Below are 20,327 nucleotides of genomic sequence, written 5' to 3'. Positions count from 1 at the left end.
CACCGTGACCGGCGGGGGACCGTTGGCCGGGGTGAGAGTCATCGAACTCGGCGGCATCGGACCGGGGCCGCACGCGGGGATGGTGCTCGCGGATCTGGGCGCCGACGTGGTGCGGGTCCGCCGACCCGGCGGACTCACGATGCCGCCCGAGGACCGCGACCTGCTGCACCGCGGGAAGCGGATCGTCGACCTGGACGTCAAGACGCACCCCGGCACGCTGCTGGAGCTGGCCGCGAAGGCCGACGTACTGCTGGACTGTTTCCGGCCCGGCACTTGCGAACGATTGGGCATCGGACCCGACGACTGCGCGGCGGTCAATCCGCGACTGATCTACGCGCGGATCACCGGCTGGGGACAGGACGGGCCGCTGGCCGCGACGGCCGGCCACGACATCAACTATCTGTCGCAGACCGGTGCGCTGTCGGCGCTCGGTTATGCCGACCGGCCGCCGATGCCGCCGCTGAATCTGGTCGCCGACTTCGGCGGCGGCTCGATGCTGGTGCTGCTCGGCATCGCGGTGGCGCTGTACGAGCGGCAACGGTCGGGCAAGGGACAGGTCGTCGACGCCGCGATGGTCGACGGGGTTAGCGTGCTCGCGCAGATGATGTGGACGATGAAGTCCACCGGCGCGCTGCGCGACCGGCGCGAGTCGTTCCTGCTCGACGGCGGCGCCCCGTTCTACCGCTGCTACGAGACAGCCGACGGCAAGTACATGGCCGTCGGTGCCATCGAGCCGCAATTCTTCGCGGCGCTGCTGACCGGGCTGGGCCTGACCGAAGACGAGGTGCCCGGCCAGCTCGACATCGGGTCATACCCACGGATGTACGACGTCTTCGCGCAACGGTTCGCCAGCCGGACCCGCGACGAGTGGACCGAGGTTTTCGCCGGCACCGATGCGTGCGTCACCCCGGTACTGACGTGGAGCGAAGCCGCGACCAACGAGCATTTGAACGCACGCTCGACGGTGATCACGGCCCACGGAGTCGAACAGGCCGCGCCCGCGCCGCGCTTTTCCCGCACGCCGGCCGGGCCGGTGGGGCCGCCGCCGGCGACCACGACACCGATTGCCGAAATCGGCTGGTAGCTAAATAATCACGCCGAACATCAGCCGCGGATAGGTCGCCGGGGTTAGGTTGTTATCAGTGGCAGTAAAAGCATCACGGGAATTCGTCGTTGATGCGCCGCCAGAAGTGGTCATGGAGGCGCTGACAGATGTCGGCGTCCTTTCATCGTGGTCGCCACTCCACAAACAAATCGAAGTGATCGACCGTTATCCCGACGGTCGGCCGCATCATGTCAAGGCCACGATCAAGATCTTGGGGCTCGTCGATAGAGAGATACTGGAATACCACTGGGGCCCCGACTGGGTCGTCTACGACGCTAAGGGGACCGCCCAGCAGCATGGCCAGCACGTCGAGTACAACCTCAAACCCGAGGGTGTCGACAAGACGCGGGTGCGTTTCGACCTCACGGTCGAACCGGCGGGGCCGATCCCCGGTTTCGTCGTCAAGCGGGCGGCCGAAAACGTCCTCAACGCCTCGGTGAAGGGGCTGACCGATCTGGTCAGGGGCGGCCGCGATCCGGGTGATTAGCGATGGCCGTACAAGCGTCGGCGGAAATCGTCATCAACGCGCCCCCGGAGGTCATCATCGACGCGCTCGCCGACATGGACACGGTGCCGTCGTGGTCCGCGGTGCACAAGAAGGCCGAAGTGGTCGACACCTATCCCGACGGCCGTCCGCACCACGTGAAGGTCACGATCCGGGTGATGGGCATCGTCGACACGCAGTTTCTCGAGTACCACTGGGGGCGGGACTGGATGGTGTGGGACGCCAAAAAGACCATCCATCAACATGGTCAGCACGGTGAGTACAACCTGACCCGTGAGGGCGACGACAGGACCCGCGTGCGATTCGGCATCACCGTCGAGCCGTCGGCACCGTTGCCCGAGTTCCTGATCAACCGGGCCCGCAAGAAGATCCTGCACGCCGCGCTGGAAGGACTGCGCTGGCGAGTTATGGGTGGTTGAGCGCGGCCAGGCGCCGGATCGCTTCGTCGAGGGTGTCGGCGCGTTTGCAGAAGGTGAAGCGCACCAGGTGATTCCACACGTCAAGGTGCGGGGCGGCCGGATCGCAGAATGCCGACATCGGGATGGCGGCCACGCCTACCTTCTCCGGTAGTGCCGCGCAGAAGGCCGTGCTGTCGTCGTAACCGAGCGGGCGCGGATCGGCGCACAGGAAATAGGTGCCGCCGCTGTCGTGCACTTCGAAGCCGATCTCGCTCAGACCGGATGCCAGCCGGTCTCGTCGGGCCTGCAGCGAGCTTCGAAGCTCGGCCACCCACGCGTCTTCGGTATCCAGCGCGAGGGCCACGGCGGGCTGTAACGGCGCCCCGCCGACGTAGCTCAGATATTGTTTGGCCGCGCGAACCCCGGCGATGAGTTCGGCTGGGCCGCATGCCCATCCGATCTTCCAGCCGGTGCAGTTGAACATCTTGGCGGCGCTGGAGATGGTGATGGTGCGCTCGGCCATGCCGCCGAACCCGGCCAGTGGCAGGTGGCGGCGGTTGTCGAAGACCAGGTGCTCGTAGACCTCGTCGGTGATCACCAAAAGATCTGCCGCCACCGCGATCTCGGCGATCGCGGCCAGCTCGTCGTTGGTGAGCACCGCCCCGGTTGGGTTGTGCGGCGAGTTGACGATCAGCGCGCGGGTCTGGGGCGTCAGTTCGCGCCGCAGCGCGTCGGTGTCCAGCGCGAAGCCGCGGCCGTCGGGGACCAGCGGCACGGCCACCCGGTGCGCGCCGGCCATCGCGACCACCGGCGAGTAGGAGTCGTAGAACGGTTCGATCAGCAGTACGTCCGAGCCCGGCTCGACCAGCCCGAGCACCGCCGCCGCGATGGCCTCGGTGGCGCCGACGGTCACCAGCACCTCGGTGTCGGGGTCGTATTCGACGCCGAAGTGTCGCTTGCGGTGGGCGGCGATCGCATGACGCAGCGGCGCGATGCCTATCCCGGGCGGGTATTGGTTGGCGCCCTCGGCGATCGCGTCTTGCGCGGCCTTGAGCAACGCGGGGGGTCCGTCCTCGTCGGGAAAGCCCTGACCGAGGTTCACCGCGCCGATCCGCGCGGCCAGCGCCGACATTTCGGCGAACACCGTGGTGGCGTAGGGCCGCAGCCGCGACACCGTCATGGTGGTCGAGCCTAGCTTCAGCCCCGAGCGTGACTGCAGCGTCACACTGCGCCCATCGTGACTGCAGCGTCACGTTCGCCGCCTGACCAGCGACTCTTGCCCAACCAACAGGTTGGCCGGGCACCCTGTTAGGGTGCTGGGTACGGATCCGAACCCCCATTTGTGAAGAGGAAGCCGACATGTCCGAAGAAGCCTTCGTCTACGAGGCCATCCGCACCCCGCGCGGTAAGCAGAAAAACGGGTCGCTGAACGAGGTCAAGCCGCTGAGCCTGGTGGTTGGGCTGATCGACGAACTGCGCAGGCGCTTTCCCGACCTGGACGAGAACCTGATCAGCGACGTCATCCTCGGCGTGGTTTCGCCGGTCGGTGACCAGGGCGGTGACATCGCCCGGGCCGCGGTGCTGGCCGCCGGCATGCCCGACACCGTCGGTGGCGTGCAGCTCAACCGGTTCTGCGCCTCGGGTCTCGAGGCGGTGAACACCGCCGCGCAGAAGGTGCGGTCCGGCTGGGACGACCTGGTGCTGGCCGGCGGCGTTGAGTCGATGAGCCGGGTGCCGATGGGCTCCGACGGCGGCGCGATGGCGCTGGACCCGGCCACCAACTACGACGTCGGCTTCGTCCCGCAGGGCATCGGCGCCGACCTGATCGCCACCATCGAGGGCTTCTCCCGTGATGACGTCGACGCCTATGCGCTGCGCAGCCAGGAGAAGGCCGCCGTGGCGTGGTCGGGCGGCTACTTCGCCAAGTCCGTGGTGCCGGTGCGCGACCAGAACGGCCTGCTGATCCTCGACCACGACGAGCACATGCGACCCGACACCACCAAGGAGGGCCTGGGCAAGCTGAAGCCCGCCTTCGAGGGCCTCGCCGCACTCGGCGGGTTCGACGACGTGGCGCTGCAGAAGTACCACTGGATCGAGAAGATCGATCACGTGCACACGGGCGGCAACAGCTCGGGCATCGTCGACGGCGCCGCGCTGGTGCTCATCGGCTCCGAAGCGGCCGGCAAGTCGCAGGGCCTGACCCCGCGGGCCCGCATCGTGGCCACCGCCACCACCGGGGCCGAGCCCACGATCATGCTGACCGGACCGACGCCGGCCACCCGCAAGGTGCTCGACCGGGCGGGCCTGACCATCGACGACATCGACCTGTTCGAGCTCAACGAGGCGTTCGCCTCCGTGGTGCTGAAGTTCCAGAAGGACCTCAACATCCCCGACGAAAAGCTCAACGTCAACGGCGGCGCCATCGCCATGGGCCACCCGCTGGGCGCCACCGGCGCGATGATTCTGGGCACGATGGTCGACGAGCTCGAGCGCCGCAACGCCCGGCGCGCATTGGTCACGCTGTGCATCGGTGGCGGCATGGGTGTCGCGACGATCATCGAGAGGGTTTAAGTACATGGCCGACAACACAATCCAGTGGGATAAGGACGCCGACGGCATCGTCACGCTGACCATGGACGACCCGTCCGGGTCCGCCAACGTCATGAACGAGGCCTACATCGAGTCGATGGGCAAGGCCGTGGATCGCCTTGTCGCCGAGAAGGATTCGATCACCGGCGTCGTGATCACCAGCGGCAAGAAGACCTTCTTCGCCGGCGGGGACGTCAAGACCATGATCCAGGCGACGCCCGAGGACGCCGGTGACGTCTTCAACACCGTCGAGACCGTCAAGAAGCAGCTGCGCACCCTGGAGACGCTGGGCAAGCCGGTCGTGGCGGCCATCAACGGGGCCGCCCTCGGCGGTGGGCTGGAGATCGCGCTGGCGTGTCATCACCGCATCGCCGCCGACGTCAAGGGCAGCCAAATCGGCCTGCCCGAAGCGACATTGGGCCTGCTCCCCGGCGGCGGCGGGGTGACCCGCACCGTGCGGATGTTCGGCATCCAGACCGCGTTCGTGAGCATCCTCGCGCAGGGCACGCGGTTCAAGCCGGCCAAGGCCAAGGAGATAGGTCTGGTCGACGAGTTGTTGCCGACGGTCGAGGAGCTGGTGCCCGCTGCTAAGGCGTGGATCAAGGCCAACCCCGACGCGCACGAGCAGCCGTGGGACAAGAAGGGCTACAAGATGCCCGGCGGCTCTCCGTCGTCGCCGTCGCTGGCAGCCATTCTGCCGTCGTTCCCGTCGAACTTGCGCAAGCAGCTCAAGGGCGCCCCGATGCCCGCGCCGCGGGCCATCCTGGCCGCCGCGGTCGAGGGCGCGCAGGTCGACTTCGACACCGCAAGCCGCATCGAGAGCCGCTACTTCGCGTCGCTCGTCACCGGCCAGGTCGCCAAGAACATGATTCAGGCGTTCTTCTTCGACCTGCAGCACATCAACTCCGGCGGGTCGCGGCCCGACGGCATCGGCAAGACACCGATCAAGAAGATCGGTGTGCTGGGCGCCGGGATGATGGGCGCCGGCATCGCCTACGTGTCGGCCAAGGCCGGTTTCGACGTGGTGCTCAAGGATGTCAGCTTCGAGGCGGCCCAGAAGGGCAAGGGCTACTCCGAGAAGCTGGAAGCCAAGGCGCTGGAGCGGGGCCGCACCACCGAGGAGAAGTCCAAGGCGCTCCTGGACCGCATCACCCCGACGGGCGACGCGGCCGACCTCGCGGGCGTCGACTTCGTGGTCGAGGCGGTGTTCGAGAACCAGGAACTCAAGCACAAGGTGTTCCAGGAGATCGAGGACATCGTCGAGCCCAACGCGCTGCTGGGATCCAACACCTCCACCCTGCCGATCACCGGCCTCGCGACCGGCGTCAAGCGGCAGGAGGACTTCATCGGGATCCACTTCTTCTCGCCGGTGGACAAGATGCCGCTGGTCGAAATCATCAAGGGCGAGAAGACATCCGACGAGGCGCTGGCCCGGGTGTTCGACTACACGCTGGCCATCGGCAAGACACCGATCGTCGTCAACGACAGCCGCGGCTTCTTCACCTCACGCGTCATCGGCACCTTCGTCAACGAGGCGCTGGCGATGCTGGGCGAGGGTGTCGAGCCGGCCAGCGTCGAGCAGGCCGGCTCGCAAGCCGGTTACCCGGCGCCGCCGCTGCAGTTGTCCGACGAGCTCAACCTGGAGCTGATGCACAAGATCGCCGTCGCCACCCGCAAGGGTGTCGAGGACGCCGGCGGCACCTACCAGCCGCACCCGGCCGAGGCCGTCGTCGAGAAGATGATCGAGATCGGCCGCCCGTCGCGGTTGAAGGGTGCCGGCTTCTACGAATACGTCGACGGCAAGCGCACCGGCCTGTGGCCGGGCCTGCGGGAGACGTTCAAGTCCGGCTCGTCGCAGCCTCCACTGCAGGACATGATCGATCGGATGCTGTTCGCCGAGGCGCTGGAAACGCAGAAGTGCCTCGACGAGGGCGTGCTGACGTCGACGGCCGACGCCAACATCGGTTCGATCATGGGCATCGGCTTCCCGCCGTGGACGGGCGGTAGCGCGCAGTTCATCAACGGCTACTCCGGTCCGGCCGGCACTGGCAAGGATGCCTTCGTAGCCCGCGCCCGTGAGTTGGCGGCGAAGTATGGCGACCGCTTCCTGCCGCCGGACTCGTTGACGTAGTTTCTGCCGCGAGCAGACGCAGAATCGCATTGCGCGGGACCTCCGCGTGCGATTTTGCGTCTGCTCGCACTCGGAGGTTCAGGCGCGGCGCTGAAACAGGTAGTACCGCGTCGGGGTTTCGCGGTCGAGCTCCCGCTCGTCGCCGGTGGACAACAGCGTCCAGGCCGGGGTGAATCGCCGTTCCATCTCGGCGGGCTCGATGCCGCGGACGCCGAACCTGCCGCCGGGACGGAATGCCACGATCAGTAGCCGCGCGTCGGGCGCCGCCACGGCGCTGACCTCCCGGACGTACGCGTCGCGATCCGCGTCGCTCATGTTGTGCAGGCAGCCGTTGTCGACGATCAGCTCGAAGTTCGCCCCGACGCCTTCCTGACTCAGGTGCGTGACGTCGGCGCGGACAAAGTCGACCGAAGCGTTGGCGGCGCCGGCCTTGGCGCGAGCCTTGTCGAGCGCCTTCGTGACAAAGTCCACCGCGGTGACGTTCCAGCCGCGTTGAGCGAGGTAGATCGACGTGTCTCCGGTGCCGCATCCCAGTTCCAGCGCCCGTCCCGCGGGCAGCGCGGGCGTGTCGGGAGTTCCCTCAATCAGCCCCTGCAGGCTCTGCGCGAGCGGATGCCCGTCCCAGGGGGTGAAGCCGATCCGGTAGAAGATACGAAACAGGGTTTGTTTGGAGGCCATACCGCCACGGTACGCATTGGCGCCGGCTAGAGCCCCGTCGTCCTTGCAGTCCGCGGCGGTTGACCATCCAGCAACGATTAGCCGGTGAGCTGCAGCAGGTAGCAGCGAACCGCGAATCGGTTGCGAATAAACGCAACTGGAGTGTGGCGATAGCCGGCGTCGTTGGCAAACACCATCTTTTCACCCGCTGACGACAGCAGTGTCCATCCAGGTGTAAATCTGCGTTTGACCTCGGACTCATCGAGTCCCAGAAGTCTGATGGGGCCACCGGGTGGCGCGGCGACGATCACTAGTCGTGCGCCGGGGGCGGCGGCCGCCGTGATCTCTTTGACGTAGAGATTACGGTCTTCGTCGCTCATGCCGTGGAGACAGCCGTTGTCGACGATTAAGTCAAACTTCGCATCGATGCCGGCTTGGCTCAAATGCGTGACATCGGCCTCGACGAATTTGACCGGTACGCCAGCAGTGCGAGACTTGGCGCGGGCCTTGTCGAGGGCCTTTGCCACGAAGTCAACGCCCGTGACGTTCCAGCCGTGCTGAGCAAGGTAGATCGAGGAATCTCCGGTGCCGCACCCGACATCAAGGGCCGATCCCGCTGCCAGCGCGGGGTTGTCGTGGCTTCCTTCGATCAGATCCCGCAGGCTCTGCGCGATCGCGTGCCCGTCCCACGGGGTGAAGCCGATCCGGTAGAAGATGCGAAAAAGGGTTTGTTTGGAGGCCATACCGCCACGGTATGCCTAATCCTCCTTGCAGGCCGCGGCAATTCGACGCCATTGCTCGCGCGGGAACGCCGTCGGGTCAGCGGTTAGGACCTGGACGCAGACGTGGTCGGCGCCGGCCGAACGATGCTCGGCGACCCGGCGCATGATCGCGTCCTCGTCGCCCCAGGCGATGATCGAATCGAAGAGCCGATCGCTGACCTGTGCCAAGTCGTCGTCCGAGAACCCACTGCGCAGCAGGTTATTGGCGTAGTTCGGCAACGCCAAATATGCACGCAGCCAATCGGTTCCGATGGCGCGCGCCTCCTCGGCCGTATCGCACAAGATCGCGGTCTGCTCCGGCAACAGCAACGGTCCTTCGCCCAATGCCGCACGGGCGGCGGCGGTGTGCTCCGGGGTGACGAGGTAGGGGTGGGCGCCGCGGGCGCGGCTCGCGGACAACGCCAGCATTTTGGGGCCCAGCGCGGCCAGGACCCGCGATTCGGCGGGCACCGGTGACGGCGCGGCATCCAGCCCGTCCAGGAACGACGCCGTCGCCGCCAGCGGTTTGCGGTAGCGCCCGGGCTGGCCGGCGTCGACGAGCGGCGCGTGGCTGACCCCGATCCCCAGCAGGAACCGCTCCCCATGCTCGCCTGTCAACGCCGCATAGGAATCGGCGACATCACCGGCCGAGTGCATCCAGAGATTGAGGATCCCGGTGGCGATCACCGTGCGTTTGGTCGAGGCGAGCAGGTGACCCACCGCGTCGAACACCGGGCCGCCCACGTCCGGAATCCACAGCGCCGTAAAGCCCAGCTCATCCAATTCGGCTGCCGCATCGGCGGATTCGGCTTGGTCGCCGTAGCGAAGCTGACTACTCCATACCCCGACACCGGTGAGTTCCATCGGTCGTCATCCCTCTCGTAGCACTTCCCGCGTAGTCTTCGTACTGCATCGAGTCGTAGAGCCGCACGCCCTTGGCATTCAACCTTGCGAGCGCCTTGGTGAGCCCCGCGGGCATTATCGAGATCAGCTGGGCTCCCCGGGTGAGCGCCCTCACCCCGGCGGCGGAGCCGGGGACCAGGCTCTTGGCCACGGTGCGCGCAAACGCACGGCTGCGACGCACCGGATCGATCATCTGCCGTTCGTAGGCCGCGAACGCCCGCGCGTAGTCCCCGTTGGCTTGCGCGAGTTCACCGGCGAGCACGTAGGCGCCCAGCACCGCGATGCTGGTGCTGCCGCCGACCGCGGGCCCCGGGCAGTACCCGGCGTCGCCCACCAGCGTGACCCGCCCGCGCGACCAGCTGTCCAGCGTCAACTGGGTGATCGAGTCGAAGTAGAACGTCGGTGCGCGGTCGAGCTCCTCGAGCCACCCGTTCACCGTCGCATGCATCCCGGCAAATCCAGCGCGGAGTAACTCCTTCTGCCGCAAGGCATCTCGGTAGTCATATTCGAGTTCTTCCTTGCTGCGAAACATGAACAACACTCGCGCGTCGTCCAATGGTTGCGCGGTGTAGATTCCGGCGAGACGGCCGACGCCGACGTGGACGACCATCTCTTTCTCGCGCGCAAGGGTTTTCGGCGCCGAGAGCACTGCCAGGTACCCGCCGAGGAATTGCGTCCGCCCCGCGTCCTCGCCGAAGACCAGGCGCCGCACGTTCGAGTGCAGCCCGTCGGCGCCGATCACGACGTCATACCTGCGGGGTGGCGCGTGCTCGAAAATTACCCCGCCGTCGGGGGAGATGGCCGTGATCGAGTCGCCGAACAGGTACTCGACCCGGTCGCGGCCGGCGTCGTAGTACGCCTCGCTCAGGTCATCTCGCATGATCTCGACGTGACGATCGGATGCGGCGCCGACAGCCTTGGTGATGTCCACGCGGACGGCCCGCCTCGCGCCCTCCCGATAAATCGTCCCGGTGTCGGTGCCGGTGGCCAGCGCCTCGATTCTCGGCAGCACACCCATCTTCTCCGAGATCTCCATGGCCGGGCGGAACAGATCGACGGCGTGGCCGCCGGTCTTGCGCAATGCGGGCGCGCGCTCGACGACGGTGACGTCGAACCCGTATTGAGTGAGCCAGTACGCGAGCACGGGGCCCGAGATGCTGGCGCCGGAGATCAGAATTTGCATGGCGACCTCCCTGGAGCCTCTCCAGGTTAAGTAATCGCTCATCGTTGCACAGCGCGGCGGGGCTAGAGTGCCTTGCTATGCGTTTCGGTCTCTTCATTCCACAGGGCTGGCGAATGGATTTGGTCGGCATCGAACCCGAAAAACACTGGGCGGTGATGCGGGACCTGGCCACCTACGCCGACGACAGCGCATGGGATTCGCTGTGGGTCTACGACCACTTCCACACCGTGCCGATGCCGACGGGTGAAGCCACCCACGAGGCGTGGTCGCTGATGGCGGCATACGCGGCGAGCACGTCGCGGATCAAGCTCGGCCAGATGTGCACGGCGATGAGCTACCGCAACCCCGTCTATTTGGCCAAGGTGGCCGCGACGGTCGACATCGTCTCCGGAGGCCGGATCCAGATGGGAATCGGCGGCGGCTGGTACGAACACGAATGGCGCGCTTACGGTTACGGCTTTCCGTCGGCCGGGGTGCGGTTGGGTCGGCTGGACGAAGGCGTGCAGATCATGCGCGACGCCTGGCGCGACGGCAAGGTCAGCTTCGACGGGCGGCATTATCAAGTCGACGGTGCCATCCTGGCCCCGAAACCATTGCAGCCCAACGGCATTCCGCTCTGGATCGCCGGCGCTGGCGAGAAGGTGACTCTACGCATAGCCGCGAAATACGCGCAGTACACCAACTTCTCGCCGGAACCCGCGGCCTTCGCCCACAAGTCGGAGGTGCTGGCGCAGCATTGCCGCACGCAGGGCACGGAGTTCGACGCCATCGTGCGCTCGGCGAACTTCACCGCGCTGCTCGGAACGTCCGACGCCGACGTCAAAGACCGGCTGCGGCGAGTGCGCGACCGCATGGTCGACTATGTGCCCGAATCGGCGGCCGACGCGATGCTTGCCGGTGGCAGCGGACCGGATTCGGCGACCGGCACACCGGAGCAGGTGATCGAGCGGATCGCGAAGGTCCGCGACCTCGGCTGTGAGTATGCGATCTGCTATTTCCCGGAGGCGGCGTATGACCGCTCCGGCATCGAGCTTTTCGAGCGCGAAGTCATTCCCGCGCTGAGCTAGACGTCGGAAGTGACGTACCGCGTTTTGACCGGAGGCGAGGCCAGCAGGGGAGGCAGCTCGGTCAGTTTTCCCTCGCCGGCACGAAAGCTGCGATAGGCCTCGTCGTGCTCGACGGTGTCCCAGAGTTCGTAGACGATCCAGTGGGCTTCGTCGTCCTCGTCGACGAGCACATCGGTGCGGAGATTCCCCTCGAACGCCCGGGTGTCGCGCAGCGCCCGGCCCATCACGTCGCGCGCCGCGGGCACCGCTTCCGGATTGAACCTGAGTTCGAGCAGCACCGTGACCGGCATGTCGTCTCCTTTGTTTGCGACCGGGGAGCCCACGATAACTGGCGCCGTAGCGCGGCGAGCCACGCGGCGTGGCGATTGTCCTATCGGCCTCACCGGCCACATGGGTATCAGGAGGAGACCACGACCCAATCTACGGAAGCGATAGCGCGGGCGATATCGCTTTGGGGAGACGCGTGTTGGTCGACCCGCGTCGCCGGCCCGCGACGGGCCCAGCGGATGAGAACGAGATTTCCACTTTTATCGAATGCTGTTGTACCTTTCAGGGAGCGCATTATTGTGTGGCGGACTGCGGATGATCACTGGAGGATTCCTCGATGCAGAAGGCACTCGCCCCTGACATCTCCACCTGGCCCGACGAGAGCCCGCAGCTGATCGGCAGCCGCTGCGGCAGCTGCGGTGCCACCACGTTTCCCGTGCAGCAGTGGTGTCCGCGCTGCAGCGGCGGTGAGATGAGCGAGCTGTTGTTGCCGCGCCGCGGAACGCTGGTGGCGTGGACGACCCAGGGCTTCCCGCCCGGGGCGCCCTACGCCGGCCCGACCGGTGACGATTTCGTGCCGTTCGGTGTGGGCCTGGTCCAGCTCGGCGACGTGATCCGCGTGGAGGGCCGGCTAACCGAGAACGACCCGGCCAAGTTGCAGTTCGGCCAGGAGGTCGAGCTCACCATGGTGCCGTTCACCACCGATGCCGACGGCGACGAGATCGTCACGTTCGCGTTCCAGCCGGTCTAGTGGGAAACAGGAGGAGCCTGAGATGACTAACGACGTGGCCATCATCGGCGTGGGCCTGCATCCATTCGGCAGGCATGACAAGACCGCGATGCAGATGGGCGCCGAGGCCATCCAGTCGGCGCTGAGCGATGCCGGCGTGGACTGGAAGGACATCCAGTTCGGCTTCGGCGGCAGCCACGAGGTGTCCAACCCCGACGCGGTGACGCGGCTGGTCGGGCTCACCGGCATCACGTTCACCAACGTCTTCAACGCCTGCGCCACCGCGGCCAGCGCCATTCAGCAGACTGCCGACACCATTCGCCTGGGCAAGTACGACCTGGGCATCGCCATCGGTCTGGACAAGCATCCGCGCGGCGCCTTCACCGACGACCCCGCCAAGCTGGCGCTGCCGCAGTGGTACGCCCAGAACGGGCAGTTCGTCACCACCAAGTTCTTCGGCATGAAGGCCAACAAGTACATCCACGACCACAACATCTCCCAGGCCACGCTGGCCAAGGTGGCCGCCAAGAATTTCCGCAACGGCGCGTTGAACCCGAATGCCTTCCGCCGCAAGGCGATTCCCGAGGACGAGATTCTCAATTCGACGGTGCTGAACTACCCGTTGACGCAGTACATGTTCTGCGCGCCCGACGAGGGCGCCGCCGCGGTGATCATGTGCCGCGCCGACATGGCCCACAAGTTCACCGACAAGCCGGTGTACGTGCGAGCCTGCGAGATCCGCACCCGCCGGTACGGCGCGTATGAGGTGCACGCCACGTCGGCGCCGTTGGACGAGGATGCGTCGCCGACGGTGTATGCGGCCAAGGCCGCCTACGACGCCGCCGGCATCGGGCCTGAGGATGTCGACATCGCCCAGCTGCAGGACACCGACGCCGGTGCCGAGGTGATCCACATGGCCGAGACGGGGCTATGCGCCGACGGTGAGCAGGAGAAGCTGGTGGCCGACGGCGCCACCGAGATCCACGGCTCGATCCCGGTCAACACCGACGGCGGGCTGATCGCCAACGGTGAGCCGATCGGCGCGTCGGGGCTGCGGCAGATGCACGAGCTGGTGCGTCAGCTGCGCGGCGAGGCGGGCGAGCGCCAGGTGCCCGGCAATCCGCGCGTCGGCCTGGCCCAGGTGTACGGCGCGCCGGGCACCGCGTCGGCGACCATCCTGTCGCTCTAAATCGCCGGGCCTGAAACTGGTGAATGTCGAGCGTCAGAGGAAACTTCCGCCGCCGTTCACCGCTAGTGTCTGCCCGGTGAGGAAACCGTTGCCGATCATCATGAGGACCGCCTGACCGATCTCGTCGGGTGTGCCGATGCGGCCGACCGGCAGACGGTCCGCGACACCCGATTCCTTCAGCGGCACAGCCATTTCTGTGTCGATTAGTCCGGGCGCTATGGCATTGACGGTGATCCCATCGGCGGCAAGGCGCGCCGCATAGCCGCGGGTGAGGCCCTCCAGACCCGCCTTGGACGCGTTGTAATGCACACCGATGTTTCCCGCGCCGCGAGCGGCGACGGACGAGACGTTCACGATCCGTCCCCAGCCTCGCTGCCGCATCCCCTGGACTACCGCCTGGATGCACAGGAACGCCGACTTCAAATTGACCGTCAGCGTCTGGTCGAAGTCCTCTTCGGTGATGTCGTCCACACCGCGGATGGTGGCGATACCGGCGTTGTTCACCAGCACGTCGATGGGACCGAGCTCCGATCCGACCTGCCCGGCCATCGCCTCCACTTCCGACCGCATGGCCACGTCCGCCCGCACCGAGATCGCCCTGCCTCCGGCCCGTTCGATCTCGGCAACCGTTGCGGCTGCCTCGTCCTGCCGATTGCGGTAGTTGACGGCAACCGCCGCCCCAGCCCGGGCCAGTGCCTGCGCGATGCCCCGACCGATTCCCCGGGATCCGCCGGTGACCAAAGCGACACGGTTGCTGAGCGCGATACGTTCGTCCATGACACCGAAGGTAAGCCTTGCAGTGCGCGGTCGGCCAGGCGTCCCGGCGTATCCGCCGTCGGTGTTTTCGCAGTGCGTACACGTTCAGCGCAGCGAATGCTACCGGTTCACAACCCTAAATCGCCGGGCCCAGTAGGTCGTCCGCGTCGCGGATGATGTAGCCGTAGCCCTGCTCTGCCAAGAAGCGCTGCCGGTGTGCGGCGTACTCGGCGTCCAGGCTGTCGCGCGCGACCACGGAATAGAACATGGCGCCACCGCCATCGTGCTTGGGTCGCAGCAATCGGCCCAGCCGCTGGGCTTCCTCTTGGCGGGAGCCGAAGGTTCCCGAAACCTGTACCGCCACAGAGGCTTCGGGCAAGTCGATGGAAAAGTTGGCGACCTTGGACACCACCAGCGTGGGCACCTCGCCACGGCGGAACGCATCGAACAGCTCCTCGCGCTCGCGGGTCCTCGTCGACCCCTGGATGACCGGAGCGTTCAGCTCGGCCCCAAGCTCGTCCAGTTGATCGAGGTAGGCGCCGATCACCAGGGTCTGCTCGTCGGGGTGCTTTTCCAGAATCGATTTGACCACAGCGATTTTGGTGTGCACCGTCGAGCACAACCGGTAGCGTTCCTCGGGTTCGGCGGTGGCGTACATCATTCGCTCGTTGTCGGTCATGGTGACGCGCACTTCGACACACTCCGCCGGCGCGATCCAGCCCTGCGCCTCGATGTCCTTCCACGGCGCGTCATAGCGTTTCGGGCCGATCAGGGAGAAGACGTCGCCCTCGCGGCCGTCCTCGCGGATCAACGTGGCGGTCAGGCCCAGCCGCCGCTTGGACTGCAGATCGGCGGTCATCCGGAACACCGGTGCCGGCAACAGATGCACCTCGTCGTAGATGATCAGTCCCCAGTCACGGCTGTCGAAGAGCTCGAGATGGCGGTATTCGCCCTTGGTGCGGCGGGTGATCATCTGATACGTCGAGATGGTGACGGGCCGGATTTCCTTGCGTTCCCCGGAGTATTCGCCGATCTCGTCCTCGGTGAGCGAGGTGCGCGCCACCAGTTCCCGTTTCCATTGCCGGGCGGCGACGATGTTGGTGACCAGGATGAGCGTCGTCGCACTGGCTTTCGCCATCGCGGCCGCGCCGACCAGCGTCTTGCCGGCACCGCAGGGTAGTACGACTACGCCGGAACCGCCGGACCAGAACGAGTCCGCGGCCATCTGCTGGTAGTCGCGCAGGTGCCAGTCGTCCTGGTGGAGGCTGATCGGATGCGCCTCGCCGTCGACGTAGCCGGCGAGATCTTCCGCGGGCCAACCGATCTTGAGCAGCATCTGCTTGACCCGGCCGCGCTCGCTGCCGTGGACGACGACGGTGTCGTCATCGATGCGCGCGCCGAGCATAGGTGCGATCTTCTTGTTGCGGAGCACTTCCTCGAGCACCGCGCGGTCAAGGCTGACCAGGGTCAGGCCGTGGGCGGGGTTCTTGACCAATTGCAGCCGGCCGTAGCGGGCCATGGTGTCGACGATGTCGACCAGCAGTGGCTGGGGCACCGCGTAGCGCGAGTAGCTGACCAGCGCGTCGACGACCTGCTCGGCGTCGTGGCCGGCCGCGCGGGCGTTCCACAGCGCCAGTGGCGTGATGCGGTAAGTGTGCACGTGCTCGGGCGCCCGCTCCAGCTCGGCGAACGGCGCGATAGCGGCACGCGCGGCCCCGGCCAGCTCGTGGTCCACCTCGAGCAGCACCGTCTTGTCGGACTGCACGATCAACGGCCCGTCAGTCATAGAACCCATTATTCAGTCGCCTGCCGACACCACCGACGTGATGCGGTGAACGGCGAAGTCCCGCAGCCGCCCGGAGGCCGAGTCGAAGGCCACCAGCTGCCCGCCGCGGACGGTGATCGGCGACACCACTCGCTGGGTGGCGACGCCCGCGGCGTCGAGGTAGCCGATCACCAGCGTGTCCTGATCCCTCGCCGCGCGCTGCAACAGCGACATCGTGACCGCGGGATCGACGCGGATGTTGCCGAACGGCGCGGCGGTCACCTTGCGCAGCACCGAGACGACCGCGTTCAGCGTCTCGCCGCTGGGGCGCGGCGGTGGGCGATAGGGGCGACGGTGCTGCGGCGTGGGCACCCGGGCCCCGCGGGGTCGCACGTCGACGATGGCGCCGGAGGAATCTTCGGCCGCCGGGGCGAAACCCGCGGACCGGAGGGCACCGAGCACGTCGGCGATCGGTGCGGGCGACACGGCCACCGTCGGGGCGAGGGCACGCAGCTGTAGATCGTCGACGGCCGCTACGGCCTGGGCCAGCAGGGCTGGGTCTTCACAGCGCACGAACGACGCGGCCATGCCGATTCGAAGCTGCCCGTGTCTGCGCGCAACATCGTCGATGAGGTATGTGAGTCCTTGTGGCACTGCCGTTTTGGAGTGCCTGGCGAAGAACGCGTGCATCTGGTCGCGGGTTTTGCCGATGTCGAGCGCGTGCCGGATCGATTGCTCGCTGATCCGGTACACCATCGCCGCGCCGGCCGATTCGACGGTGGCAACGGCCGCCAGTTCCTCGGCGAGATCGCGTTGCAGCGGTCCGGGCACCACGACGGTCAGGTCGGCCTGTACGAAAAAGTGGTCGATCGGCTTGGGCAGCGCCAGCGTCATCGCATCGATCGCGACGGCCGGATCGACGGCTTCGTCGAGCAGCGCGCGGGCGGGGGTGCTGATCGCCCCACGACCGATCAGGCCCAGCGCATGGCCTTCGTTCAGCAGGTCGGCGACCGGTCCGGGCTGCAGGCGTCTCGCCCAGCGCGGGCGCCGCCAGATCAGCGCCCCCGACGCCGCCGCGGCGTCGACGCCGGCACCGTGGGGCAGCTCGGAGAGCATTCCCAGCAACAGCCGGCGATCCAATGGGGCAGCCGTCGAGTACAGCGAATCCGTCAGGGCGCCATACGGTTTCGCGTCCGGGCCGCGGGTGCCGATCAACGCCGGCCGCCCCGGCAGGTCGAGCCATGTGCTGGCCAGCAGGTGCCAGCGCTCAGCGGTGGACATCGCGCTGAACCGGTTGGTGGCCACCGTCGGCGCCCAATAGGGGCCGTCGCCCTGGGCGGGCTCCGGATCGGGCATTCCGCTCGCGATCAATCCGGCCGCGGCCGCGACTTCCAAGATCAGGCCCAATCGCGTCTCGTCGATGCCGGTCGTCTTGGCCAGGCGTTTGACGTCGCGGACTCCCATTCCGCCGCTGCGCAGCTCGGGAACCGGTGTGCTACCGAGGTTTTCGAGCAGCACGTCGAGCTCGCGCAGCAGGTCGATGAGGGCCCCGGCCGCCGCCGCATCGGCGTCCTCGGGCGTGGTCGTCGACACCACCGGGTCCGGGGCGGTCAGATGCATCGGGCCGGGCTGCTCGCCGCGGAGCACCTGTCCGACGTGGCGGGGCAGGATCACCGTCTCGGCATCGATTCGGCGCAGCAGTCCCTTCGCCAACAGCTGCGGCACCGGGCGATCCGCTGGAGCGCCGGGCGCGGCGTCGCGGGTGCGCCCCATCGGAGACCCCTGCAGCAGTTTCTCCAGCACCTCCAGCTGTGCTTTGTCGAGCCCGGCGATGAGGCCGGCAATCTCGTCGCCGGTGCGCGCGGTGTCCTCGAGCGTCACCTGGCCCGCGTGCCACGGCAATGCCGTGCCCGCGTCGGGGGCCACCCGGACGGCGGCGTCGCCCCACACCAGGGCGCGCTGCCGGAGATCGTCGAGTGCGCCCATCACGTCGGCTTCCGGAGCGCGGTCGCCGATCAGCGCCAGCAGCTTTGCAATCGGCACGGGTGCCGTCTCGGCCTGCAGCACCAGCAGGGCGTCGAGCACGGCCAGCCGCAGGAAGTCGAGCTCGTCGGTGGCAGCCTTGACCGACTGCCGGGCCACGGCGCGCGCCGCCAGCGCGGCGATGCTGCCGGGTGGCGGCTGGGCGAGGTCCGGCCGTAGTTCCAGCAGTCGGATGAGCCGCTCGTCGGACAAGTCGGCCAGCCAGGACCCCAGCGGGATGTCCGGGGTGTTGTCGGTCATTGCTGACCAGCGTAAAGCAGCGGCCGGACCCCCGCGGCGACGGCGAGGACGCCGGAATCGGGTGCCCGCGGGCTTGCGTCACGCCCGCCGGTGCGACCTGTCAGAATGGACCGCGTGGCTGACATTGCTGAGGACAACGCGGGCAAGACCCGGTACGTCGACAACGGCTGGCCGACGACGGACCCGGATGACCACGCGGTGAGCGAACTGGCAACCGATCGGACGGGCGCGTTGTCCCCTTTCGGTGACCTGACGTTCCCGCTGCCCTCCGACGACCTGCCGTACGTTCACCCGGTCACCGTCGTCAACCGGTAGCCCGCCAGCATGGCTGCGGCATCCGGGGCATCCCGACCGGGCTCGCTCTCGCACCTGGATGAGCGGGGGGCGGCGCACATGGTCGATGTCACCGAGAAGGGCGCGACCAAGCGCACCGCCGTGGCCGCGGGTGTGTTGCGGACCTCGGCGCAAGTCGTGTCGCTGATCTCGACCGGCGGCCTTCCCAAGGGTGATGCGCTGGCCACCGCGCGGGTGGCGGGCATTCTGGCAGCAAAGCGAACCAGCGACCTGATTCCGCTGTGCCACCAGCTCGCGCTAACGGGCGTCGACGTGGATTTCACCGTCGGTGAGTCCGACATCGAGATCACGGCGACGGTGCGCAGCACCGACCGTACCGGTGTCGAGATGGAGGCGCTGACCGCGGTGAGTGTGGCCGGGCTTACGCTCTACGACATGATCAAAGCGGTTGACCCGTCCGCTCGCATCGACGACATTCGGGTCCTCCGCAAAGAGGGCGGCAAAAGCGGAAATTGGACACGATGATGGGCGCGCGATCCGCACGAGTGATCATTGCTTCGACCCGAGCCTCGGCCGGTGCGTACGACGATCGGTGCGGGCCGATCATTGCCGAATGGCTTGGGGAACACGGGTTTTCGTCTGCGGAACCGGAGGTCGTCGCCGACGGCAACCCGGTCGGTGATGCGCTGCGCGCCGCGGTGGATGATGGCGTCGACGTCATCATCACCTCGGGTGGCACCGGCATCTCACCCAGCGATTCCACCCCGGACCAGACCGTGGCCGTGCTGGACTACATGATCCCCGGATTGGCTGACGCCATCCGCCGCTCCGGGCTGCCGAAAGTGCCGACGTCGATGCTGTCGCGCGGAGTGTGCGGCGTGGCGGGCCGCACGCTGATCGTCAACCTGCCCGGCTCGCCCGGCGGGGTGAAAGACGGCCTCGGCGTGCTCGCCGATGTTCTCGACCACGCCCTCGACCAGCTCGCAGGCAAAGATCACGAGCGATGACGCTCGTCGTGCGCGCCGCCATGACCGAGCAACCCATCTGTCTGGTCGAGCATGAAGAGCTGGTGGGCCACCAGTCGGCGGGGGCCATCGTCGGGTTCGTCGGGATGATTCGCGACCACGACGGTGGACGCAGGGTGGTGCGGCTGGAGTATTCCGCGCACCCGTCGGCCGCGGAGGTCATCGCCGAGGTGGTGGCGGAGGTCGCCGAGCAGTCCAGCGGTGTGCGCGCCGTCGCGGCCAGCCACCGGATCGGCGCGCTGCACATCGGCGAGGCGGCGTTGGTGGCCGCGGTCGCCGCCGACCACCGGCAGGCGGCGTTTGCGACCTGCGCCCAACTGGTGGACACCATCAAGGCGCGGCTACCGGTGTGGAAGCACCAGTTCTTCGACGACGGAACCGACGAATGGGTCGGCTCCGCCTAGATCGAAGGGCCTAGACCCTCAGCGAGTCCCGGGCGGCTGCGCGATCGCGTCCAGCGCGTCGTTGCCGTGGATGTCGTGGCCCTGGATCGCTTGCCACAGCTGCCTGGTGTAGCCGACTTGCGAGACGTGTTGCGGGTCAACGGAAGCGGTGTTGAGGTCACCTGGCGCCGGCGGCGCGGGTGGCACCGCATCGGCCGGAGGCGCGGGCGGTAGCGCGTCGGCCGGGGGTGCCGGCGGTAGCGCGTCGGCCGGGGGTGCCGGCGGTAGCGCGTCGGCGGGAGGCGCGGGCGGCGCCAGGTCCGCGGGAGGCGCCGG

The 20,327-nt window shown here is 67.4% G+C and carries 21 protein-coding genes and 1 pseudogene; 12 read left to right on the top strand and 10 right to left on the bottom strand.

Annotated features, from left to right (window positions below; all coding sequences use genetic code 11):
- Positions 1-4 precede the first annotated feature (4 nt).
- From A5745_RS20440 to A5745_RS20430, 3 genes are read left to right on the top strand one after another with little or no spacing between them, the layout of a single operon-like run.
- Complete coding sequence (locus A5745_RS20440; RefSeq protein ID WP_076118505.1) at positions 5-1,084, top strand: CaiB/BaiF CoA-transferase family protein; 1,080 nt, start codon at positions 5-7, stop codon at positions 1,082-1,084.
- A gap of 58 nt (positions 1,085-1,142) precedes the next feature.
- On the top strand, positions 1,143-1,592 hold the full coding sequence (locus A5745_RS20435) for an SRPBCC family protein (protein WP_076118503.1): 450 nt from the start codon (positions 1,143-1,145) through the stop codon (positions 1,590-1,592).
- A gap of 2 nt (positions 1,593-1,594) precedes the next feature.
- The gene (locus A5745_RS20430) at positions 1,595-2,029 is read left to right on the top strand and encodes an SRPBCC family protein (RefSeq protein WP_076059097.1); all 435 of its coding nucleotides are present in this window, start codon (positions 1,595-1,597) and stop codon (positions 2,027-2,029) included.
- On the opposite strand, the gene A5745_RS20425 is transcribed toward A5745_RS20430, so the two are convergent.
- Positions 2,016-3,188 (bottom strand): pyridoxal phosphate-dependent aminotransferase, encoded by a 1,173-nt coding sequence (locus A5745_RS20425; RefSeq protein ID WP_076118501.1) that lies wholly within the window; start codon positions 3,186-3,188, stop codon positions 2,016-2,018. The genes A5745_RS20430 and A5745_RS20425 overlap by 14 nt on opposite strands.
- 179 nt (positions 3,189-3,367) lie before the next feature.
- Here A5745_RS20425 and A5745_RS20420 point away from each other — a divergent pair, with 179 nt between their 5' ends.
- Positions 3,368-4,579: an acetyl-CoA C-acetyltransferase gene (locus tag A5745_RS20420; RefSeq protein WP_076118499.1), complete on the top strand. Its 1,212-nt coding sequence runs from the start codon at positions 3,368-3,370 to the stop codon at positions 4,577-4,579.
- Between the two features lie 4 nt (positions 4,580-4,583).
- Positions 4,584-6,728, top strand: a complete 2,145-nt coding sequence (locus A5745_RS20415; RefSeq protein ID WP_076118497.1) for a 3-hydroxyacyl-CoA dehydrogenase NAD-binding domain-containing protein — start codon at positions 4,584-4,586, stop codon at positions 6,726-6,728.
- Between the two features lie 78 nt (positions 6,729-6,806).
- Here the strand turns inward: A5745_RS20415 and A5745_RS20410 are convergent, their stop codons facing one another.
- The 4 genes from A5745_RS20410 to A5745_RS20395 all read right to left on the bottom strand — a co-directional run bounded on the left by A5745_RS20410 (position 6,807) and on the right by A5745_RS20395 (position 10,232).
- A complete protein-coding gene (locus A5745_RS20410) occupies positions 6,807-7,406 on the bottom strand; it encodes a class I SAM-dependent methyltransferase (protein WP_076118495.1) in 600 nt (199 codons plus the stop codon).
- Positions 7,407-7,483: 77 nt separating this feature from the next.
- The gene (locus A5745_RS20405) at positions 7,484-8,128 is read right to left on the bottom strand and encodes a class I SAM-dependent methyltransferase (RefSeq protein WP_076118493.1); all 645 of its coding nucleotides are present in this window, start codon (positions 8,126-8,128) and stop codon (positions 7,484-7,486) included.
- A 15-nt stretch (positions 8,129-8,143) separates the two neighbouring features.
- Positions 8,144-9,010 (bottom strand): LLM class F420-dependent oxidoreductase, encoded by an 867-nt coding sequence (locus A5745_RS20400; protein WP_076059105.1) that lies wholly within the window; start codon positions 9,008-9,010, stop codon positions 8,144-8,146.
- A complete protein-coding gene (locus A5745_RS20395) occupies positions 8,979-10,232 on the bottom strand; it encodes an FAD-dependent monooxygenase (RefSeq protein WP_076118491.1) in 1,254 nt (417 codons plus the stop codon). The genes A5745_RS20400 and A5745_RS20395 overlap by 32 nt, the downstream gene beginning before the upstream one ends.
- Positions 10,233-10,309: 77 nt before the next feature.
- On the opposite strand from A5745_RS20395, the gene A5745_RS20390 reads away from it, so the two are divergent.
- Positions 10,310-11,299, top strand: coding sequence for an LLM class F420-dependent oxidoreductase (locus A5745_RS20390; protein ID WP_076118489.1), 990 nt, complete (start codon positions 10,310-10,312; stop codon positions 11,297-11,299).
- Here the strand turns inward: A5745_RS20390 and A5745_RS20385 are convergent.
- Complete coding sequence (locus A5745_RS20385) at positions 11,296-11,589, bottom strand: putative quinol monooxygenase (RefSeq protein WP_076118487.1); 294 nt, start codon at positions 11,587-11,589, stop codon at positions 11,296-11,298. The two genes, A5745_RS20390 and A5745_RS20385, sit on opposite strands and share 4 nt — an antisense overlap.
- Positions 11,590-11,903: 314 nt before the next feature.
- Here A5745_RS20385 and A5745_RS20380 point away from each other — a divergent pair, with 314 nt between their 5' ends.
- Both A5745_RS20380 and A5745_RS20375 read left to right on the top strand, forming a co-directional pair.
- On the top strand, positions 11,904-12,317 hold the full coding sequence (locus tag A5745_RS20380) for a Zn-ribbon domain-containing OB-fold protein (protein ID WP_076118484.1): 414 nt from the start codon (positions 11,904-11,906) through the stop codon (positions 12,315-12,317).
- A gap of 22 nt (positions 12,318-12,339) precedes the next feature.
- On the top strand, positions 12,340-13,485 hold the full coding sequence (locus tag A5745_RS20375) for a thiolase family protein (RefSeq protein ID WP_076059113.1): 1,146 nt from the start codon (positions 12,340-12,342) through the stop codon (positions 13,483-13,485).
- 33 nt (positions 13,486-13,518) lie between these two features.
- Here the strand turns inward: A5745_RS20375 and A5745_RS20370 are convergent, their stop codons facing one another.
- The 3 genes from A5745_RS20370 to A5745_RS20360 form a co-directional block, all read right to left on the bottom strand.
- Positions 13,519-14,262 carry an SDR family NAD(P)-dependent oxidoreductase gene (locus tag A5745_RS20370; RefSeq protein WP_076118482.1) on the bottom strand — a complete coding sequence of 248 codons (744 nt, stop codon included), beginning with the start codon at positions 14,260-14,262 and terminating at the stop codon, positions 13,519-13,521.
- Between the two features lie 115 nt (positions 14,263-14,377).
- Complete coding sequence (locus A5745_RS20365) at positions 14,378-16,027, bottom strand: DNA repair helicase XPB (protein ID WP_076059116.1); 1,650 nt, start codon at positions 16,025-16,027, stop codon at positions 14,378-14,380.
- Between the two features lie 12 nt (positions 16,028-16,039).
- Complete coding sequence (locus A5745_RS20360; RefSeq protein ID WP_076118480.1) at positions 16,040-18,289, bottom strand: helicase-associated domain-containing protein; 2,250 nt, start codon at positions 18,287-18,289, stop codon at positions 16,040-16,042.
- Positions 18,290-18,403: 114 nt separating this feature from the next.
- Between A5745_RS20360 and A5745_RS20355 the strand changes: the two genes are divergently transcribed.
- Genes A5745_RS20355 through A5745_RS20340 form a run of 4 tightly spaced genes read left to right on the top strand, consistent with a single transcriptional unit; the run spans position 18,404 to position 20,012 of the window.
- Positions 18,404-18,604 carry a hypothetical protein gene (locus A5745_RS20355; RefSeq protein WP_076122466.1) on the top strand — a complete coding sequence of 67 codons (201 nt, stop codon included), beginning with the start codon at positions 18,404-18,406 and terminating at the stop codon, positions 18,602-18,604.
- 9 nt (positions 18,605-18,613) lie between these two features.
- Positions 18,614-19,108, top strand: coding sequence for a cyclic pyranopterin monophosphate synthase MoaC (moaC, locus tag A5745_RS20350; RefSeq protein ID WP_076118477.1), 495 nt, complete (start codon positions 18,614-18,616; stop codon positions 19,106-19,108).
- Complete coding sequence (locus tag A5745_RS20345) at positions 19,108-19,590, top strand: molybdenum cofactor biosynthesis protein B (RefSeq protein WP_076059123.1); 483 nt, start codon at positions 19,108-19,110, stop codon at positions 19,588-19,590. Before moaC ends, A5745_RS20345 begins: the two co-directional genes overlap by 1 nt.
- Complete coding sequence (locus A5745_RS20340) at positions 19,587-20,012, top strand: molybdenum cofactor biosynthesis protein MoaE (protein WP_076118475.1); 426 nt, start codon at positions 19,587-19,589, stop codon at positions 20,010-20,012. The genes A5745_RS20345 and A5745_RS20340 overlap by 4 nt, the downstream gene beginning before the upstream one ends.
- Positions 20,013-20,030: 18 nt before the next feature.
- On the opposite strand, the pseudogene A5745_RS24815 reads toward A5745_RS20340, so the two are convergent.
- A pseudogene (locus tag A5745_RS24815) lies at positions 20,031-20,327 on the bottom strand (resuscitation-promoting factor RpfA); the annotation flags it as partial.

Source organism: Mycobacterium sp. IS-2888, assembly GCF_001954215.1.
Taxonomy (GTDB): Bacteria; Actinomycetota; Actinomycetes; order Mycobacteriales; family Mycobacteriaceae; genus Mycobacterium.
Note: the sequence above shows the minus strand (reverse complement) of the source record. Positions and strands in the feature narration are given on the sequence as shown.

Coding starts and splice junctions, on each gene's coding strand:
- A5745_RS20360 (WP_076118480.1), bottom strand. CDS start 18,289: ATGACCGACAACACCCCGGACATCCCGCTGGGGTCCTGGCTGGCCGAC.
- A5745_RS20400 (WP_076059105.1), bottom strand. CDS start 9,010: ATGGAACTCACCGGTGTCGGGGTATGGAGTAGTCAGCTTCGCTACGGC.
- A5745_RS20370 (WP_076118482.1), bottom strand. CDS start 14,262: ATGGACGAACGTATCGCGCTCAGCAACCGTGTCGCTTTGGTCACCGGC.
- A5745_RS20385 (WP_076118487.1), bottom strand. CDS start 11,589: ATGCCGGTCACGGTGCTGCTCGAACTCAGGTTCAATCCGGAAGCGGTG.
- A5745_RS20365 (WP_076059116.1), bottom strand. CDS start 16,027: ATGACTGACGGGCCGTTGATCGTGCAGTCCGACAAGACGGTGCTGCTC.
- A5745_RS20390 (WP_076118489.1), top strand. CDS start 10,310: ATGCGTTTCGGTCTCTTCATTCCACAGGGCTGGCGAATGGATTTGGTC.
- A5745_RS20395 (WP_076118491.1), bottom strand. CDS start 10,232: ATGCAAATTCTGATCTCCGGCGCCAGCATCTCGGGCCCCGTGCTCGCG.
- A5745_RS20410 (WP_076118495.1), bottom strand. CDS start 7,406: ATGGCCTCCAAACAAACCCTGTTTCGTATCTTCTACCGGATCGGCTTC.
- A5745_RS20430 (WP_076059097.1), top strand. CDS start 1,595: ATGGCCGTACAAGCGTCGGCGGAAATCGTCATCAACGCGCCCCCGGAG.
- A5745_RS20345 (WP_076059123.1), top strand. CDS start 19,108: ATGGGCGCGCGATCCGCACGAGTGATCATTGCTTCGACCCGAGCCTCG.
- A5745_RS20425 (WP_076118501.1), bottom strand. CDS start 3,188: ATGACGGTGTCGCGGCTGCGGCCCTACGCCACCACGGTGTTCGCCGAA.
- A5745_RS20405 (WP_076118493.1), bottom strand. CDS start 8,128: ATGGCCTCCAAACAAACCCTTTTTCGCATCTTCTACCGGATCGGCTTC.
- A5745_RS20420 (WP_076118499.1), top strand. CDS start 3,368: ATGTCCGAAGAAGCCTTCGTCTACGAGGCCATCCGCACCCCGCGCGGT.
- A5745_RS20375 (WP_076059113.1), top strand. CDS start 12,340: ATGACTAACGACGTGGCCATCATCGGCGTGGGCCTGCATCCATTCGGC.
- moaC (WP_076118477.1), top strand. CDS start 18,614: ATGGCTGCGGCATCCGGGGCATCCCGACCGGGCTCGCTCTCGCACCTG.
- A5745_RS20340 (WP_076118475.1), top strand. CDS start 19,587: ATGACGCTCGTCGTGCGCGCCGCCATGACCGAGCAACCCATCTGTCTG.
- A5745_RS20415 (WP_076118497.1), top strand. CDS start 4,584: ATGGCCGACAACACAATCCAGTGGGATAAGGACGCCGACGGCATCGTC.
- A5745_RS20380 (WP_076118484.1), top strand. CDS start 11,904: ATGCAGAAGGCACTCGCCCCTGACATCTCCACCTGGCCCGACGAGAGC.